At 62.8% G+C, this 15,951-nt stretch carries 12 protein-coding genes; 8 read left to right on the top strand and 4 right to left on the bottom strand.

Annotation, left to right across the window (positions count from 1 at the left end; all coding sequences use genetic code 11):
* The first annotated feature begins 34 nt into the window (after positions 1–34).
* The 8 genes from NKJ73_RS03605 (at position 35) to NKJ73_RS03570 (ending at position 8,751) form a co-directional block, all read left to right on the top strand.
* Positions 35–2,356: a putative bifunctional diguanylate cyclase/phosphodiesterase gene (locus NKJ73_RS03605; RefSeq protein WP_352452207.1), complete on the top strand. Its 2,322-nt coding sequence runs from the start codon at positions 35–37 to the stop codon at positions 2,354–2,356.
* Positions 2,357–2,506: 150 nt separating this feature from the next.
* Positions 2,507–3,289, top strand: a complete 783-nt coding sequence (locus tag NKJ73_RS03600; protein ID WP_023676258.1) for an N-acyl amino acid synthase FeeM domain-containing protein — start codon at positions 2,507–2,509, stop codon at positions 3,287–3,289.
* Between the two features lie 119 nt (positions 3,290–3,408).
* Positions 3,409–3,558 (top strand): DUF3096 domain-containing protein, encoded by a 150-nt coding sequence (locus tag NKJ73_RS03595; RefSeq protein WP_013528205.1) that lies wholly within the window; start codon positions 3,409–3,411, stop codon positions 3,556–3,558.
* 173 nt (positions 3,559–3,731) lie between these two features.
* On the top strand, positions 3,732–3,956 hold the full coding sequence (locus NKJ73_RS03590) for an aa3-type cytochrome c oxidase subunit IV (protein ID WP_023676259.1): 225 nt from the start codon (positions 3,732–3,734) through the stop codon (positions 3,954–3,956).
* A gap of 81 nt (positions 3,957–4,037) precedes the next feature.
* Positions 4,038–5,312 carry a Re/Si-specific NAD(P)(+) transhydrogenase subunit alpha gene (locus NKJ73_RS03585; protein WP_352568380.1) on the top strand — a complete coding sequence of 425 codons (1,275 nt, stop codon included), beginning with the start codon at positions 4,038–4,040 and terminating at the stop codon, positions 5,310–5,312.
* Entirely contained in the window at positions 5,312–5,734 is a 423-nt protein-coding gene (locus tag NKJ73_RS03580; RefSeq protein WP_036238371.1) for an NAD(P) transhydrogenase subunit alpha part 2, read from the top strand. The genes NKJ73_RS03585 and NKJ73_RS03580 overlap by 1 nt, the downstream gene beginning before the upstream one ends.
* A 6-nt stretch (positions 5,735–5,740) precedes the next feature.
* A complete protein-coding gene (locus NKJ73_RS03575; protein ID WP_352454727.1) occupies positions 5,741–7,138 on the top strand; it encodes an NAD(P)(+) transhydrogenase (Re/Si-specific) subunit beta in 1,398 nt (465 codons plus the stop codon).
* Positions 7,139–7,230: 92 nt separating this feature from the next.
* Positions 7,231–8,751 carry a hypothetical protein gene (locus NKJ73_RS03570; RefSeq protein ID WP_352568379.1) on the top strand — a complete coding sequence of 507 codons (1,521 nt, stop codon included), beginning with the start codon at positions 7,231–7,233 and terminating at the stop codon, positions 8,749–8,751.
* Between the two features lie 99 nt (positions 8,752–8,850).
* On the opposite strand, the gene NKJ73_RS03565 is transcribed toward NKJ73_RS03570, so the two are convergent.
* From NKJ73_RS03565 to NKJ73_RS03550, 4 genes are all read right to left on the bottom strand, one after another.
* A complete protein-coding gene (locus tag NKJ73_RS03565) occupies positions 8,851–9,768 on the bottom strand; it encodes a hypothetical protein (RefSeq protein ID WP_352568378.1) in 918 nt (305 codons plus the stop codon).
* 245 nt (positions 9,769–10,013) lie between these two features.
* On the bottom strand, positions 10,014–12,485 hold the full coding sequence (gene gyrB, locus NKJ73_RS03560; RefSeq protein ID WP_352568377.1) for a DNA topoisomerase (ATP-hydrolyzing) subunit B: 2,472 nt from the start codon (positions 12,483–12,485) through the stop codon (positions 10,014–10,016).
* Positions 12,486–12,631: 146 nt separating this feature from the next.
* Positions 12,632–15,298, bottom strand: coding sequence for a caspase family protein (locus tag NKJ73_RS03555; protein WP_352568376.1), 2,667 nt, complete (start codon positions 15,296–15,298; stop codon positions 12,632–12,634).
* Between the two features lie 58 nt (positions 15,299–15,356).
* Complete coding sequence (locus NKJ73_RS03550) at positions 15,357–15,926, bottom strand: NADPH-dependent FMN reductase (protein WP_023676267.1); 570 nt, start codon at positions 15,924–15,926, stop codon at positions 15,357–15,359.
* Positions 15,927–15,951 lie beyond the last annotated feature (25 nt).

Below are 15,951 nucleotides of genomic sequence, written 5' to 3'. Positions count from 1 at the left end.
ACACTGCTGGGTTCCCCAGGGTTGGGATCCAGGCGTGAATCTGAGACGAAAAAACGAGATTCCGGTCGACGTTTACATTCCGTTCGTGGAAACGCTGTTTCGCGACGGGTTCACGCTGTCGATCGGCCTTGTTGCGCAGACGCTCCTCGTCATTCTGGTCTATTGGAAGACCATGGACTTGGCGTATCTTCTAGTTGCCGCTGGGCTCATCATTGTCGGTACTCTGCGCCTTCGCAACATCCGAAAATACGGGCGACTTCCTTCCCCGACGACGTGGGAAGAAGCCCATGATCGCGAAAACGATTACATAATTTTCGGTTCGATGCATGGTTTCATGCTTGGCGCGTTCTGTTTCGTCAGTATCTATCTGGCAAATGACAGCCACGACAACTATGCCGAAATAGCCTCTGTCTGCGTCACTCTGGCATCGGTCACGTCGATTGCCGGCCGCAATTATGGGTCGCCGCGCATGGTCATGATTTTTATCATAACCACCACATGGCCCATATCGCTTGGCTTTATCCTGCGCGGCGATATCTACCACATCATCCTCGGTCTTATGTCGGCCCCTTTTCTGTTTGCGATCAAGCGGTTCGCCGACATCGTCCGCGAAGTCCTGTTTACCGCCCTGTCGGAGGAAAAGAAGGCGAACCGCATCGCGCAGCGTTTCAACCGCGCGCTCAACACCATGTCGCATGGCCTTGTCATGCTTGGTCCCGACGGCCGGGTGGCGGTGGCCAATGCCGAAGCCGCGCACCTGATGTCGCTCAAATCGGCCGATGCGCTGCTAGGCCGCTCGATCCACGGTCTGCTGATGCGCGGCGCTGCAGGCGGCATGCTGGCGCCGAAAGATTGCCGTTACATCGAAGCCCAGCTGACGCGTGCGTTGCGCGAGGGCCGCGACCGCAAGGTCCTGGTCTCGCTCACCAACGGCCAGCACTATGAATTTTCGGCACGCGAAGGCAGCCAGGAACTGGGCGTCGTCACTTTCGAGGATGTGACCGCCCGGGTCGAGGCGGAAGACAAGATCCGCTTCATGGCGCGCTACGACAGTCTCACCGGCCTGCCCAACCGCGCCTACTTCCACGAGTTGGTGGTGGAAGCCATGGCCTCAGGCGATCCCGAGCGTCTCTGCGGGCTGGTGGTGCTCGATCTCGATGATTTCAAGAGCGTCAACGACACGCTCGGCCATCCGGTCGGCGACGGATTGATCTACGCCGTTGCCGAGCGGCTGGCGGCAGTCGCTGGGCCAGGCATCACCGTCAGCCGCTTCGGCGGCGACGAGTTCATGATCTTCTTCGAGCGCATCGAGGATGAAAGCCACCTGACCGGCCAGGTTGATGAGATCTTTGTCAATCTACAGGGCGAGGTCGATGTCGCCGGCCACGGATTACGCATCCAGGCCAGCGGCGGCGCGGTGCTGTCGCGGGTCAAGGATACCGACGTCGACGCCATGATCGTCAAAGCCGACCTTGCACTCTACAAGGCCAAGGAGCTTGGCAAGAACGGTTGGCGGCTGTTCGAGGCCTCCATGGATGCTGCCTTCCGCAGCCGTCAGCTGATGAAGGCGGACCTGCGCAGCGCCGTGGAAAACAACGAATTGCGGGTGGTCTATCAGCCGATCGTGGCGATGAGCACGATGCGTATCGCCAGTTGCGAAGCGCTGTGCCGCTGGGATCATCCCGATCTCGGGCCGATTTCCCCCGGTATCTTTATTCCGCTGGCGGAGGAAATGGGAATTATTTCCGACATCAGCACCTTCGTCCTGCATGCGGCCTGCACGGAATGCGCCAAATGGCCGGCCCAGACCAGCGTGTCGGTCAATCTCTCGGCCAAGGATTTCCGCAACCGTGATGTCATCCAGAAGGTTCGCGACGCGCTGGCTGAATCCGGTCTCTCGGCCGGACGTCTGGAGATCGAGGTCACCGAGACGGCGCTGCTCGACGACAAGTCGCTGACACGCCAATATATCGAGGAGTTGAAGCGGCTCGGCGTGCGCATTGCGCTCGACGATTTCGGTACCGGGTATTCGAGCCTCAGCTATCTCCACAAACTGCCGCTCGACAAAATCAAGATCGACCGCTCGTTCCTGATGGATGTCACTCAGAACAGCCGGTCGCTCGAATTGCTCAAGGGCATCGTCAACCTGTCACGGCCGCTGGGACTTTCGGTTACCGTCGAAGGTGTCGAGACCTTCGAACAGCTCAAGATCCTGGCATTGCAGGTCAAGCCGGACCTGGTCCAGGGCTTTCTGTTCGGGTCGGCACTCAGCGCGTCCGGCATCGAGACGATGTCGAGCACCGTCTGGCCCTTCGCCAAGGACATCCAGACGGCAAGGAAGGCGCCGCGGCGCTGACTTCGCGCTGAAAAACCGCGTATTTTAGTATAATTTTATTAATTGTTAACCCTAACGAGCGGTAAACGAGCTCCTATTTATTTTCATCTTTACATCTCATGACCCGTCCGTAGTGTCGGCTGGTGGCGGTAATCGCGGGGAATAGAGTTCATGTGTGCCCAGTTGAGTTCGCTCGGCCATGCGGCGGGCGCTGGTGGGAAAGATGCGTCCGAGACCATGTCCAGCTTCGCGCAACATGTTTATGCGCTGCTTGACCGGACGGAGTACCGACGCTGTGAAAGCGGCGAGGACTTCGAAAGCATTTACAGGCTGCGCTACAATTCCTATCGGATGAACGATCTGGTGCCCGAGAATGCGTCCCGTCAGGTCCATGACGAGTTTGACGAACTGCCCAATTGCCATACGTTCGGAATCTACATCGAGGGGCGGCTGGTCAGCACAATGCGCCTGCATAACGTGTCTGCTGATAACGCCACATCACCAGCGCTCAGCGTCTACAAGGACTTGTTGATGCCGCGTCTGGCGGCCGGCGAAGTCTTTATCGACCCGAGCCGTTTTGCCGTGGACGCCGAATGGTCACGGCTTTACCCGCAGATCCCGTATGTGACGCTGCGCCTTGCGGGCATGGCTTGCTTCCATTTCGGCGCGCCTTATTGCATATCCATGATCCGCGAGGACCATGCGGCTTTCTACAAGCGCATCTATCGGGCGCGACCGATTGGCGATGCGCGGCCCTATGCCGGCGTGATCAACTGTTTCGCGCTGCTTTATCAAGCCGATGTCCTGGCGATCAAGAATGAAACCTACGCTCGCTTTCCGTTTTTCCGTTCGACGCCGATGGAGCAGCGCATGTTGTTCGATACGCCCGGTGCCGGCGAACTCGCCCCGCTGACCATCCTGCCCACCGCCAAGTATTTTCGCGAAGCCGCCTGAACGAGCCCATGGAGCCTTCCGGTCGCTTCGGCGTTCTGGGCAAGGGTGCTGGTGGTAGGTCGGCATGGCCGGCATCCGCCAAGCATCGCTTCGATAGCGATCCGATCAAAGGAACCGATATGACCATTTCCACGCTCGCCCTTACCCCGCTTATCTCGCTGATTGCAGGCGTGCTGATCCTGGTGATGCCGCGGCTGCTCAATTATATCGTCGCCCTTTATCTGATCGTTGTCGGCCTGCTCGGTCTGTTCCCGCATCTCGCCGGCTAACGACATCGGCAGTAGCGGACCTGCCGTCCATTGGGATTGGTATCGCCGCGCTTCGCGCAGCGATTTCAAGTTTTGCTTGAGATTGTTGGCTGCGGCGATGCGGCAATAGCGCCATTGCCCTTAACGCGGCTTTTCGCTATGTGCCTGAAAGATGTCTTCGAAGGGGTATTCCAATGGCTGAACACACGCCGACCGGTCCTGTCGAACTAGGCGCGAAGATGGACTATGCCGAGCACGACCGCACCTATGCCGGCTTTGTGATGCTGGCCAAATATGGGTCGCTATTTTGCGCCGCCGTGCTTCTTGCCATGGCGTTCGGCTTCTTTGTGGGCGGCTTCTTCTCGGGGACTATCCTGTTCGTGCTGATCCTGGCCATCGGCGCCTTTATTCTCCGATAACTCCTCCAACCTTTGTCGAAGGCGCCGCCGGGGTCGGTCGGTGTCTTGCGGTAACAGGGTTCCGGCCGAAAGGATCATGCGGTGGGACAGACGGTTTTCATCCCTCGTGAGCTCGACGCAAACGAGCCGCGCGTCGGGGCCTCCCCCGACACGGTGAAGCGGCTGGCGGCACTGGGTTTCGACGTGATTGTCGAAACCGGCGCCGGCACAGCGTCGCGCATTCCCGACCAGGAGTTCGCCCGGGTGGGCGCCGCGATCGGCAAGGTCGGCGATGCTGCCAAGGCCGATGTCGTGCTGAAGGTGCGCCGGCCCATGGACGCCGAGCTGAAGGGCTACAAGTCCGGCGCCGCTATCATCGCGATCATGGATCCCTACGGCAACGACGCTGCCGTCGCTGCCCTTGCCAAGGCCGGTGTTACTGCCTTCTCCATGGAGTTCATGCCGCGCATCACCCGCGCCCAGTCGATGGACGTTCTATCCAGCCAGGCCAACCTCGCCGGCTATCAGGCGGTGATCGACGCGGCTGCCGAATATGACCGGGCGTTACCGATGATGATGACGGCGGCCGGCACCGTACCGGCGGCGAAGGCGTTCGTCATGGGCGTCGGCGTCGCCGGTCTGCAGGCCATCGCCACCGCGCGCCGCCTCGGCGCCGTGGTCACCGCCACCGACGTGCGCCCGGCCGCCAAGGAGCAGGTCGCCTCGCTCGGCGCAAAATTCCTGGCCGTCGAGGACGAGGAGTTCAAGGCGGCCGAGACAGCCGGCGGCTACGCCAAGGAAATGTCGAAGGAATACCAGGCCAAGCAGGCGGCGCTGACCGCCGAGCACATCGCCAAGCAGGACATCGTCATCACCACGGCGCTGATCCCCGGCCGTCCGGCGCCGAAGCTGGTCTCGGCGGCGATGGTCGCCTCGATGAAACCCGGCTCTGTGATCGTCGACCTCGCGGTCGAGCGCGGCGGCAATGTCGAGGGCGCCGAAGCCGGCAAGGTGGTGACCACGGCCAACGGGGTAAAGATCGTCGGCCATCTCAACGTTCCCGGTCGCGTCGCCGCCTCCGCTTCGCTTCTCTATGCCAGGAACCTCTATGCCTTCCTCGAGACGCTGGTCGACAAGGCGGCGAAGACGCTTGCCATCAACCACGACGACGAACTGGTCAAGGCGACGATGCTGACCGATGCTGGCAAGATCGTGCATCCGGCTTTCGCAAAGGCTGAGCAGGAGCCGCCAAAGGGCCAATATGTCGAACCACCGGCCATTCCGGCCAGGACGATGGTTGCCGAGGCTTCGGCGAAGCCGGCTGCGAAGAAAACGGCCGCTTCGAGGAAGCCCAAGACCACCGGAGGGATCGCGTGATGGATCAGACTCTGCAGAAAGCCCTCGACCAGCTCGACCAGGCGACAGCTGCCGTGCGGCTCGCGGTGCAGAACCTGGCGGCCGCGCCCGGCACCGAGGCGGCGGGTGACGCCGCTCACGCGCTGTCCGGCGGTGCCATCGATCCCTTCGTCTTTCGCTTCGCCATCTTTGTCCTGGCGATCTTCGTCGGCTACTACGTCGTGTGGTCCGTCACGCCGGCACTGCACACGCCGCTGATGGCGGTCACCAACGCCATTTCCTCCGTCATCGTCGTCGGCGCGCTGCTGGCCGTCGGCATCTCGGCCTCAGGGCTTGCCACCGGCTTCGGCTTCGTTGCGCTGATGCTGGTATCGGTCAACATCTTCGGCGGTTTCCTCGTCACCCAGCGCATGCTGGCCATGTACAAGAAGAAGGAAAAGTAGGCCGCTATGAACGCCAACTTCGCCTCCTTTCTCTATCTGGTCTCCGGCATCCTGTTCATCCTGGCATTGCGCGGCCTGTCGCATCCGACCACCAGCCGCCAGGGCAACATGTACGGCATGATCGGCATGGGCATCGCCATCGCCACGACGCTGGCGCTGGCGACCCCTTCGGCCGGGCGCTTCGGCCTCATAGTGCTCGGGCTGCTGATAGGCGGCTCGGCCGGTGCGGTCACGGCACGGCGCATTGCCATGACCTCGATGCCGCAGCTGGTCGCCGCCTTCCACTCGCTGGTCGGTCTTGCCGCGGTCATGGTGGCGGCCGCCGCCATCTATGCACCGGAAAGCTTCGGCATCGGCACCGTCGCCGATATTCATGCCCAGGCACTGATCGAGATGAGCCTCGGCGTTGCCATAGGTGCCATCACCTTCACCGGCTCGGTCATCGCCTTTTTGAAGCTCGACGGCCGCATGTCGGGCAAGCCGATCATGATCGGTGGCCGCCACTTCATCAACGCGGCCCTGGGAATTGCGCTGATCGTGCTGATCGTGCTGCTCGTCACCGCCGAGTCCAAGGTGGTGTTCTGGCTGATCGTTGCCGCCTCGCTGGTGCTGGGTGTGCTTCTCATCATCCCGATCGGTGGCGCCGATATGCCGGTGGTCGTGTCGATGCTGAATTCCTATTCGGGCTGGGCCGCGGCCGCCCTGGGCTTCACGCTCGGCAATCTGGCGCTGATCATCACCGGCGCGCTGGTCGGCTCGTCGGGCGCCATCCTGTCTTACATCATGTGCAAAGGCATGAACCGGAGCTTCATCTCGGTCATCCTCGGCGGCTTCGGCGGCGAGACATCAGCCATTGCCAACGACGGCATCGAGCGCACGGTCAAGCAGGGCTCGGCCGAGGATGCCGCCTATCTGATGATGAATGCTCAAAAGGTCATCATCGTGCCGGGCTACGGCATGGCCGTCGCCCAGGCGCAGCACGCGCTGCGCGAGATGGCCGACAAGCTCAAGGCCAACGGCGTCGACGTCAAATACGCCATCCACCCGGTTGCCGGCCGCATGCCCGGCCACATGAACGTGCTCTTGGCCGAAGCCAACGTGCCTTATGACGAAGTGTTCGAGCTGGAGGACATCAACTCTGAGTTCGCGCAGGCCGACGTCGCCTATGTCATCGGGGCCAATGACGTCACCAATCCCTCGGCTCGTGACGACAAGTCCTCACCTATCTACGGGATGCCAATCCTCGACGTCGACAAGGCGCGCACTTGCTTGTTCGTCAAGCGCTCGCTCGGCTCCGGCTATGCCGGCATCGACAACACGCTGTTCTACAAGGACGGCACCATGATGCTGCTCGGCGACGCCAAGAAGATGACCGAGGAGATCGTCAAAGCGATGGATCACTGAAACGGCGTCGCTGCCAACGCACTGCCGATCGTCGAATACAGCCCGGCTCCGCGCCGGGCTTTTTCTTGGCTGTTACCGGTTCTGAAGCTACGATGCCGACCCGTCGTCTTGCTAACGGCGTCATCGTGGAGGTGCTGGTGCCCGACCCTGGTTCTGCTGCATCGCCGGCCGCCGATCTGACCGCAGCAGAGAAGGCGCCACGTAAGCGCAGCCAGGCGGTAGTGGTCGTGCACGGCATGGGCGAGCAGCGGCCCATGGACACGTTGAGGGAGTTTGTCCAGGCCGTATGGAGCCACGATCCGGCCCGTGCACCGTTCTATACCCATGTCCCCGATCCGGCCGACCCGATGGGTGCGAAGATCAACCAGAGCTGGATCACGCCCGACAGCCGGACCAATTCGCACGAACTCCGCCGGATCACCACGCCCTATGATGTCGATGGCCGCCGCACCGATTTCTACGAGCTTTACTGGGCTGACATCACCCAGGGCACGACCCGAAGCCGCCTTGCTGCCTGGGTGACGACCCTGCTCTGGCGCAAGCCGGCCGATATTCCGCGCGATGTGCTCAAACTCTATGTCGTCACGCTTTTGGCCACCATCGTCGTCCTCGGCGCGGCGCTGGCGCTCGCAACGTCGACCTGGCAAGGCTACATCTCCTGGACGACCGGTGTGCTTGTCACGGTTCTGGCGTCGTTCGTCATCTGGTCGGTGGACCAGTTTGGCTTGCCTTATTTCGGCGACGTCGCCGCCTATGTGCGGGCCGAAGCGGCAACGGTCGAGAAGCGGGCGCTGGTCCGCGAGCGTGGCCTCAAGCTGCTGAAGCGTCTCATGATGGACGATGCCTATGACCGCATCGTGCTGGTCTCGCACAGCCTCGGGTCGATCATCGCCTATGATCTGTTGCAGATATTGTGGGCCGATTTCAGGCCTAGAAAGTTGGAAGCCATTCGCGACAAAGCGAGGCTGAAGGCGATCCACGCCGTCGACAAGGCGACGCTGGCCGCCGATGCCTCCGCTTGGCCCGACAGCCTCGATGACCTCCCCGCATTCCGGCGCAGCCAATGGGAGCTCTGCCGGCAGCTTCGCGACGGCGACGCCGATCATCCGCTGCCGTGGAAGATCAGCGATTTCGTCACGCTCGGCAGTCCGCTGACCCACAGCGAGTTTCTGGTGACCTACAACCTCGCCGAATTCAGGCGCGGCATCGCCGAGCGCCTGTTTTCGGCATGCCCGCCGATCGCCGACAGGGCGGCGGGCGGGACCATGCTCTACCAGGAAGGGCGCAGCCATTCCGGCAAGCCGCAGCGGGCGGTGCATCATGGCGCGGTGTTTGCCGCGACGCGCTGGACCAATATTTTCGACAGGGGCAATGGCTGGCTGACCGGCGACCCGATTTCAGGGCGGATGACGGAAAATTTTGGTCCCGGCGTGGAAAACATCCAGGTCGAGCTGCGCGGCTCGGGCGGCCGCGTCTTCACGCACAGGCTCTACTGGTCGCTGACGGCGAGCGGCGTCGAGGTCAACGCGCCGGCCGGCGTACAGCCGCGCTCGCACCTTGCCGTGCTGCGCGATGCGGTCGATCTCGGCCGCAAACTGGAAGCTGAGCTGTAGGCGGCGAGCAGCGCACGACAATGCCGCGGCGGCAGTTCAAAGCAAGGTCCCCTTCGGGCGTAATCTTCCCGAAGCGGACCGAGTTCGCTTAGTCACCGATCAACGACTGGTCAGGAAAATCGCTTCCTCGTCGTCGCGCTGCCTGCCGCCAAGTGCTGCAGCCGCGCTGGCAATGAAGGCCCCGACGACCAGCGACAGCGCGCCAATCAGCGAGAAGGTGGCGCCTGCCTTTCTGGCGGTGTCGGCCGCCTGCTGGGCCTTGACCTTGGCGTCCTGCGCTCTGGCGATTACCGCATCGACGCGAGCGGTGGCATCCGCTTCGGACAGGCCTGTGCGGGCGGCCACCAGCCGCGACAGATAGGTCTTGTCGTCGGCCGATATTTCGCCTGCTGCGGCACTCGCGATCAGAATGCGCGATGCCTGCGCCGTTGCCGCGGCGTCGCTCTCCGGATTGGCGGCAGCGAGCCTTGCCGGATCGGCCGGGCGGAACAGCGTATCGACGAAATACGATGTGGCGTTGTCAGTCGAGGCGCTACCCGCGTTTGCAGCAGCACCTGCCGAAGCGCCCATTGCCGCGCCCGATGCCACAGTCGAAGCAGCCTGGACACCGGTACCTATCGCGGCCGAAAGCGCCGTGCCGAGCACGCCGGCGACGAGCAGCGTCGCCAGCGCCCAGGCCAGGAAGCCGTGAGCGGTATCGCGGAAGAAGACTTCATCGGTGTGGATGCCGACCCATTTGGTGCGCAGGCGTCCGGCGAGGTAGCCGCCCAGGGCCGACGACAGCCACTGCACGACGATCAGCCAGACGGCGGTGGAAACGGCGAAAGTGGTGACTGACGCACCCGAGCCGGACCATGGCGACACCATGCTCAGCCCAAGCCCGGAGCCGAGCAGCATCAAGATGAAGGTAAGCGTCGACGCAGCAAAGGCGCCGGCGACGATTGGCCCCCAGCTGACAGCAGTGGAAGCGGATTCCGTCGGGGCGGAAACGTCGACAGCTGTTACGGTGGACTGCATCGAAGCCTCCCTACCGTGCGAACAGCATGATCAGAATAATGATCGGAATTGGGACTCCGAGAAGCCAGAGCAAAATGCCACGTCCCATGGATGCCTCCTGCGGCGATTGTGATCGACTACAATGCCTTGAAAGCCTTTCCGTTCCGGCGGTCCTGGTGATCTTTGTTGCGTTGCAGCAGTCGTATTGGTGCGCCTTGGCGCACCAATACACTTCATGCCTGCTGGCTGGGTATCTGGATGGCGGCTCAGATGTCCAGATTGGCGACCGACAGTGCGTTTTCCTGGATGAATTCGCGCCTTGGCTCGACCTCGTCGCCCATCAGCCGTGAAAACAAGCTGTCCGCATCAGTCGCGTCATTGACCTTGACCTGTAACAGCGAGCGCACATTCGGGTCGAGCGTCGTTTCCCAGAGCTGCTCGGCGTTCATTTCGCCAAGGCCCTTGTAGCGCTGCATGGTCAGGCCCTTGCGGCCGGTGGCAAACACGGCATTGAGCAGTGCCAGCGGCCCCGAAATGGTTTCCGAGACATCCTTGCGGCGCAGCACCGGCGGCTCGCCGTAGATTTCCGCCAGGCGCGGCGCATAGCGGTCGAGCTGGCGTGCGTCGGCGGAATTGATCAGCGCCAGGTCGAGATGCGCGAACTCCTTGACGCTGCGCACCGTTCGCTCGAAGACATAGCCGCCAATGCCCTCGTTCGAGGTCGACATGCGGCCGATCCAGCCGCGCTCGGTATCCTCGGCGATAATGTCGAGACGACGGGCAACACGCTCGGCCGTCTCGTTGGCGCGGCGGAGGTCGGTGAAGATCTCCGGGTTGAGCGCGCCGGCAATCGCTGCCTGCTCGACCACGCCTCTGTTATAGCGCGTGTGCAATCCGTTGATGAGCTGGCGGACAGCCAAGGCGTCGTCGATGGCACTGCGCAGGTCCTGCCCGGCCCGCACCTCGCCTGTGCTGAGCGCAAGCGACGCTTCTTCCAGCCCGGAGCCGATCAGGAATTCCTCGAAGGCGGCTTCGTCCTTGATGTATTGCGAGCTCTTCCCGCGCGTCACCTTGTAGAGCGGCGGCTGCGCGATGTAGAGATGACCGCGTTCGATCAGTTCCGGCATCTGGCGGAAGAAGAAGGTCAGCAGCAAGGTGCGGATGTGGGCGCCGTCGACATCGGCGTCGGTCATCAGGATGATCTTGTGGTAGCGCAGCTTGTCGGCGTTGAACTCGTCCTTGCCGATCGAGGTGCCGAGCGCGGTGATCAGCGTGCCGATCATGTCGGAGCCGAGCATGCGGTCGAAGCGGGCGCGCTCGACATTGAGGATCTTGCCGCGCAGCGGAAGAATGGCCTGGTTCTGGCGCGAACGGCCGCCCTTGGCCGAGCCGCCGGCGCTGTCGCCTTCGACGATAAAGATCTCGGATTTCGCCGGATCGCGCTCCTGGCAATCGGCCAGCTTGCCGGGCAGCGAGGTGACGCCGAGCGAACTCTTGCGGGTGATGTCGCGTGCCTTGCGCGCGGCTTCCCGCGCGGCAGCGGCCTGGATGACCTTCTCGATGACCGCCTTGCCCTCGGTCGGGTGCTCCTCGAGCCAGGTGCCGAGCGCTTCGTTGACAAGCCCTTCGACCACCGGGCGGACCTCGGACGACACCAGCTTGTCCTTGGTCTGCGAGGAGAATTTCGGGTCGGGAACCTTGACCGACAGCACCGCGGTCAGCCCTTCGCGGCAATCATCGCCGATCAGCGCCACTTTTTCCTTCTTGGTCAGGCCCGAGGAGTCGCCATAGCCGGTTATCTGGCGCGTCAGCGCACCGCGGAAGCCTGCCAGATGCGTGCCGCCGTCGCGTTGCGGGATGTTGTTGGTGAAGGCCAGCACGTTTTCATGGTAGCTGTCGTTCCACCACATGGCGACTTCGACCGTGATGCCGTCGCGCTCGGCGCGGATCGAGATCGGCTTGTCGAGCAACGGCTTCTTCGTCCGGTCGAGATATCGGACGAACTCTTCCAGCCCGCCATCGTAGTGCAGTTCATGGCGCACGATGTCGGCATGGCGGGCATCGGTCAAAACGATGCGCACGCCGGAGTTCAGGAAGGCGAGCTCGCGCAGCCGATGCTCCAGCGTACCGTAGTCGAATTCGACCATGGTGAAAGTCTCGGACGACGGCAAAAACGTGATTTCGCTGCCGCTGCGCCCTTCATAGGTGCCGGGGACCTTGTCTTGTTCATAACTGCCGGTGATGCGCAGCGGCGCGTCGGCATTGCCATGCGTGAAACTCATCTCGTAGATATGGCCGTTGCGGCGGATCTTCAGTTTCAGCCAGGCCGACAGGGCGTTAACGACCGACACGCCGACGCCGTGCAGGCCGCCTGAGACCTTGTAGGAGTTCTGGTCGAACTTGCCGCCGGCATGCAGCTGCGTCATGATCACTTCGGCCGCTGAAATGCCTTCGCCGGTGTGGATATCGGTCGGAATGCCGCGGCCATTGTCGATGACCGTCACCGATCCGTCCGGATTGAGCGTCACCGTCACCAGGTCGGCATGGCCGGCCAGTGCTTCGTCGATGGCGTTGTCGACCACCTCATACACCATGTGGTGCAGGCCCGAGCCGTCGTCGGTATCGCCGATATACATGCCCGGCCGCTTGCGAACGGCATCCAAGCCCTTCAAAACCTTGATGGAATCGGCGCCGTATTCGGCTTCAACGCCGTTGGCGATGTCGGTCTGGTCGCTCATGAAAACCTGTCTGATTGATGCCGTGTGCAGAGCGCGAAAAATCGGCTTCGAATCGCGCATTTCTAATGTCGTAGATATAGGCGCAAAAGGCGGTTTTTCCAAGGTTTGCAGGCATTTCGGAACGGAATGACCATCGCGTGAGCCGGCTACCGGCGCCTGGCTTCGATCCTGGCCAGCCGCTCACGTAAAAACTTGATCATGAACTTGTGGCGCGGTGCCAACCGCCCGCTCCGGTCGAGCTCGAGCGTCATGTCGAGCGCCTTGGAAAGCACAGCCTTCGGGTCCTTTGCGACTTGGGCGTAGTCGATATAGGCGACCACCAGGTCGCGCTGCCAGGTGGCGTTGTCCGGATCGGACCGGGCAAGTTTCTCGCGAATGGCCAGGCTGTCCTGAAGGGCTTGCCGGGCGCCCCTGACGTCGCGCTGCCTGAGGCGCAGCGTGGCGACTTCGGACAGCGTTATCGACAAGTCCCGCTGCCAGTCGGAATTGGCGGGATCGAGCTTGGCCAGCCTCTGCGCAATCGCGTAGCTGTCCAGATAGGCTTTCAGCGCGCCTTTGTGGTCGCCCTGTATCGCCAGGACGCCGGCGACTTTCTCGATGCACACGGACAGGTCGCGCTGCCATTCGGTGTTGTTCGGGTCGCCGGCGGCGAGCGCGCTGGCCTGCGAAAGTGCCTCACGATAAGCCGAAAGTGCCGCCGGCCAATTCTGCTGGTCGCTCAGCGCATTGCCGATCTTGGCGTTGCCGACCGACAGGTCGCGCTTCAACTCGGTGTCGTCCGGATCGCGTTTCGCCAGTTGTTTGACGATCGCCAGACCTTCCTTGTAGGCCGCCAGCGCCCCGGCGGCGTCGTCGCGTTCGCGCAGCAGGTCGCCTATCGTATCGTGGCTGACCGAGACGTCACGCTGCCGGTCGGCGTCTCCCGGTTTGTCCGCCGCCAGCGCCAGCCGCACCTTCAGGCTCTCTTCATAGGCCGCCTGTGCGTTGTCCAGTTGGCCTGCGATATGGGCAAGGTGACCGATCTCATCGTAGGTGATGGTCAGGTCGCGCTGCAGTTCGGCACGGTCGGGCTCTCCGGCGGCGAGCTGCTTCTTGATCGACAGGCTTTCCTGGTAGACCTCTGCGGCGCCGGCCAGATCGCCTTGCGTCGCCAATACGTTGCCGATCTTGTCGTCGGCCATGGCGAGGTCGCCGAACCACTCCAGATTGTCCGGTTCTGCCTCGGTCAGGCCCTGCAGAATGGTCTTGGCGGTCTCATAATTCTGCAGCGCTGACGGCAGATTGCCTTGCGCCATCCGCACGTTGCCGAGCTTGACGTGGCTGACGGTGAAGTCGCGCTTCACGTTGGGATCGGTTTCATGATGCGACCGCCGCTCGAGATCGGCTTGCAGCGCCTCGAAGGCACGGCCAGCCGCATCGATATTGCCGACCGTGGTATAGAGCTTGCCGAGCTCGTCCAGCGTGCGAATCAAGCGGTCGGCGTCGTCGAGCGACAGCACCACCTGTCCGGCTTCGTCATAAAGCGCGAGCACGGACTCATAGTCCCTGATGGCTGTGGCGTAGTCGAGGTCGGCGCGCGCGGCCCCGCCGGACAGATAGCGCGTCGCGGCTTCGGAGAGCGTGCGGCTGACGAAATTGGCCTTCAGCGCGTTGCGCGAGACATTGTCGATCTCGGCTGCCTCGGCGAGCTTTTTACGCGCGGCATCGAACGCTCCCAGCGAAAGCTGCTCTTCGGCCTGCCGGCGCAACGCTGCCACCCGCAGATCGTCGGATCCAAGCGTCTGCATTTCGCTCCGCACCTTGACGAAGGCGTCGGCTGCCTCACGCAGCCTGGTGTTCAGACTGTCTGCGGAGAGATGGCCGGCATCGGAACTGATCAACGCGCCATAGAGCGGCGCCAGCGGCATATCGGCGTCGCTGGCGATCTTTTCCACCTCGCCGCGCATCGCGGGCGTCACCTCGGCCATGGCCAGCAACAAGCGTTCGCGCTCCGGCAATTTCTCCTTGGCCGAGGCGGCAAAGAACAGCTGCGGCAGGCCGCTCTCGACATAGGGCAATTGCTTACCGCGCGAGAGGTCGTAGACCTCCTGCTGCACGAGCGTCAGCACGGAGCGGATCTCGAGACCTTCGGTGCCGAGGTATTTCGTCAGCGCCGCGGTAAACGGCGAATTCTGGCCCGTCCCATCCGCGGCGGTCTCGCCGGGCGCCGCCGAAAAGGCAAACAGGATGTTTTCTGCCCGCCCGATGCGGCCAAGGCCCGGCCGGACCTTGTCGCTGACGTCTTTTGCCAGCGCCGTCGCGCCGCGGCCTTCGCCGCCCGTAGCCGCGAACGGATCGCTACGGCAGGCGTCGAGCACGATCAGTCCGACCTTGCTGGTGGCGGCGACGGTCGCGCGGATCTCCTCCAGCGGCAGGCTGGTCCTTTCCAGCGTAGCGAGCGACGACGCGTCTGCATCGACCGGCAGGAGCCGATTCTCGCCGGCGATCTCGACGCCGTGGCCGGAGAAGAACACCAGCGCCACGTCGGCGCCTTTGGCATCCTCGCGGAAATCGTCGAGCGCCCGGCGCATGCGCCGCAGGTCGCGGTTGGTTTCGAGGAAGACCTCGAAACCAAGCTTCCTCAGCACCGTCTCCATGACCTCACCGTCATTGACGGGATTGGCGAGCGGCCGGATCAGCCGATAGTCGTTCTCGGCGATGACCAGCGCAACGCGCCGCTCCGCCACGGCAGCGGAGGCCGTCGAGAGGATCAGCAGCAAGGCAAACAGAAAACGCAAATCGAACCGCCCCGGCCCGGTCATTTGCCGGAGCATTCCATCTCTTTATGGCATGAGCAAGTTACGGCATCGGCAAGCTCGGCCGTTCGCGTTGTCAGCCGACCCGCATCGGCTTCAGCGCTTCGCTCCAGCGGAACAACTCGTCCAGCATGGTCCTGGCCCCGCCGAGCACCTGCTCGCTGGGCAAGAAGGCGCCGGTCTCGTCGAGCAGCTTCTGGTACATCGGCAGCGCCACGCCTTCCGGGATCGGCATGACGCCGACGGAGGTCAGCAACGGTTTGACCGCCTGCGCCGCCCGCAGGCCGCCGGAGACACCGCCGTAGCTGAGGATGGCGGCCGGCTTGTATCGCCATTCCCTGAGCAGGTAGTCGACCGCGTTGACGATCGCGGGGGCGGCGAAATAATTGTATTCCGGCGCCACGAAGACGAATGCGTCGGCGGCGTCGATTGCCTTCGACCAGGCTTTCGTGTGGCTGTTTTCGTATTTGCCCAGTCTCGGATGATGCGGCTCGTCCAGCACCGGCAGGTTGAAGGCCGCGATGTCGGTGAGCACCGGCTCGAATTTGCCGTGCTCGCGCGCAAAGCTCTCCAGCCAATTTGCGAAAACCGGCCCGGCGCGGCCCGGCCGCGTGCTGCCGATGATGACGTTCAACTGGTGCTTCAAGGCAGGCTCCCGCCGGTTAGTGGCA

Origin of the sequence: Mesorhizobium sp. M0074, from assembly GCF_040322975.1 — a bacterium.
Lineage (GTDB): Bacteria > Pseudomonadota > Alphaproteobacteria > Rhizobiales > Rhizobiaceae > Mesorhizobium.
This window is presented reverse-complemented; position numbering and strand designations above follow the sequence as displayed.

Bases quoted from the DNA above. Each gene is read 5' to 3' on its own strand.
- NKJ73_RS03575 (WP_352454727.1), top strand. From the start codon at position 5,741: ATGAACGCCAACTTCGCCTCCTTTCTCTATCTGGTCTCCGGCATCCTG.
- NKJ73_RS03595 (WP_013528205.1), top strand. From the start codon at position 3,409: ATGACCATTTCCACGCTCGCCCTTACCCCGCTTATCTCGCTGATTGCA.
- NKJ73_RS03565 (WP_352568378.1), bottom strand. From the start codon at position 9,768: ATGCAGTCCACCGTAACAGCTGTCGACGTTTCCGCCCCGACGGAATCC.
- NKJ73_RS03600 (WP_023676258.1), top strand. From the start codon at position 2,507: ATGTGTGCCCAGTTGAGTTCGCTCGGCCATGCGGCGGGCGCTGGTGGG.
- gyrB (WP_352568377.1), bottom strand. From the start codon at position 12,485: ATGAGCGACCAGACCGACATCGCCAACGGCGTTGAAGCCGAATACGGC.
- NKJ73_RS03580 (WP_036238371.1), top strand. From the start codon at position 5,312: ATGGATCAGACTCTGCAGAAAGCCCTCGACCAGCTCGACCAGGCGACA.
- NKJ73_RS03590 (WP_023676259.1), top strand. From the start codon at position 3,732: ATGGCTGAACACACGCCGACCGGTCCTGTCGAACTAGGCGCGAAGATG.
- NKJ73_RS03555 (WP_352568376.1), bottom strand. From the start codon at position 15,298: ATGCTCCGGCAAATGACCGGGCCGGGGCGGTTCGATTTGCGTTTTCTG.
- NKJ73_RS03570 (WP_352568379.1), top strand. From the start codon at position 7,231: ATGCCGACCCGTCGTCTTGCTAACGGCGTCATCGTGGAGGTGCTGGTG.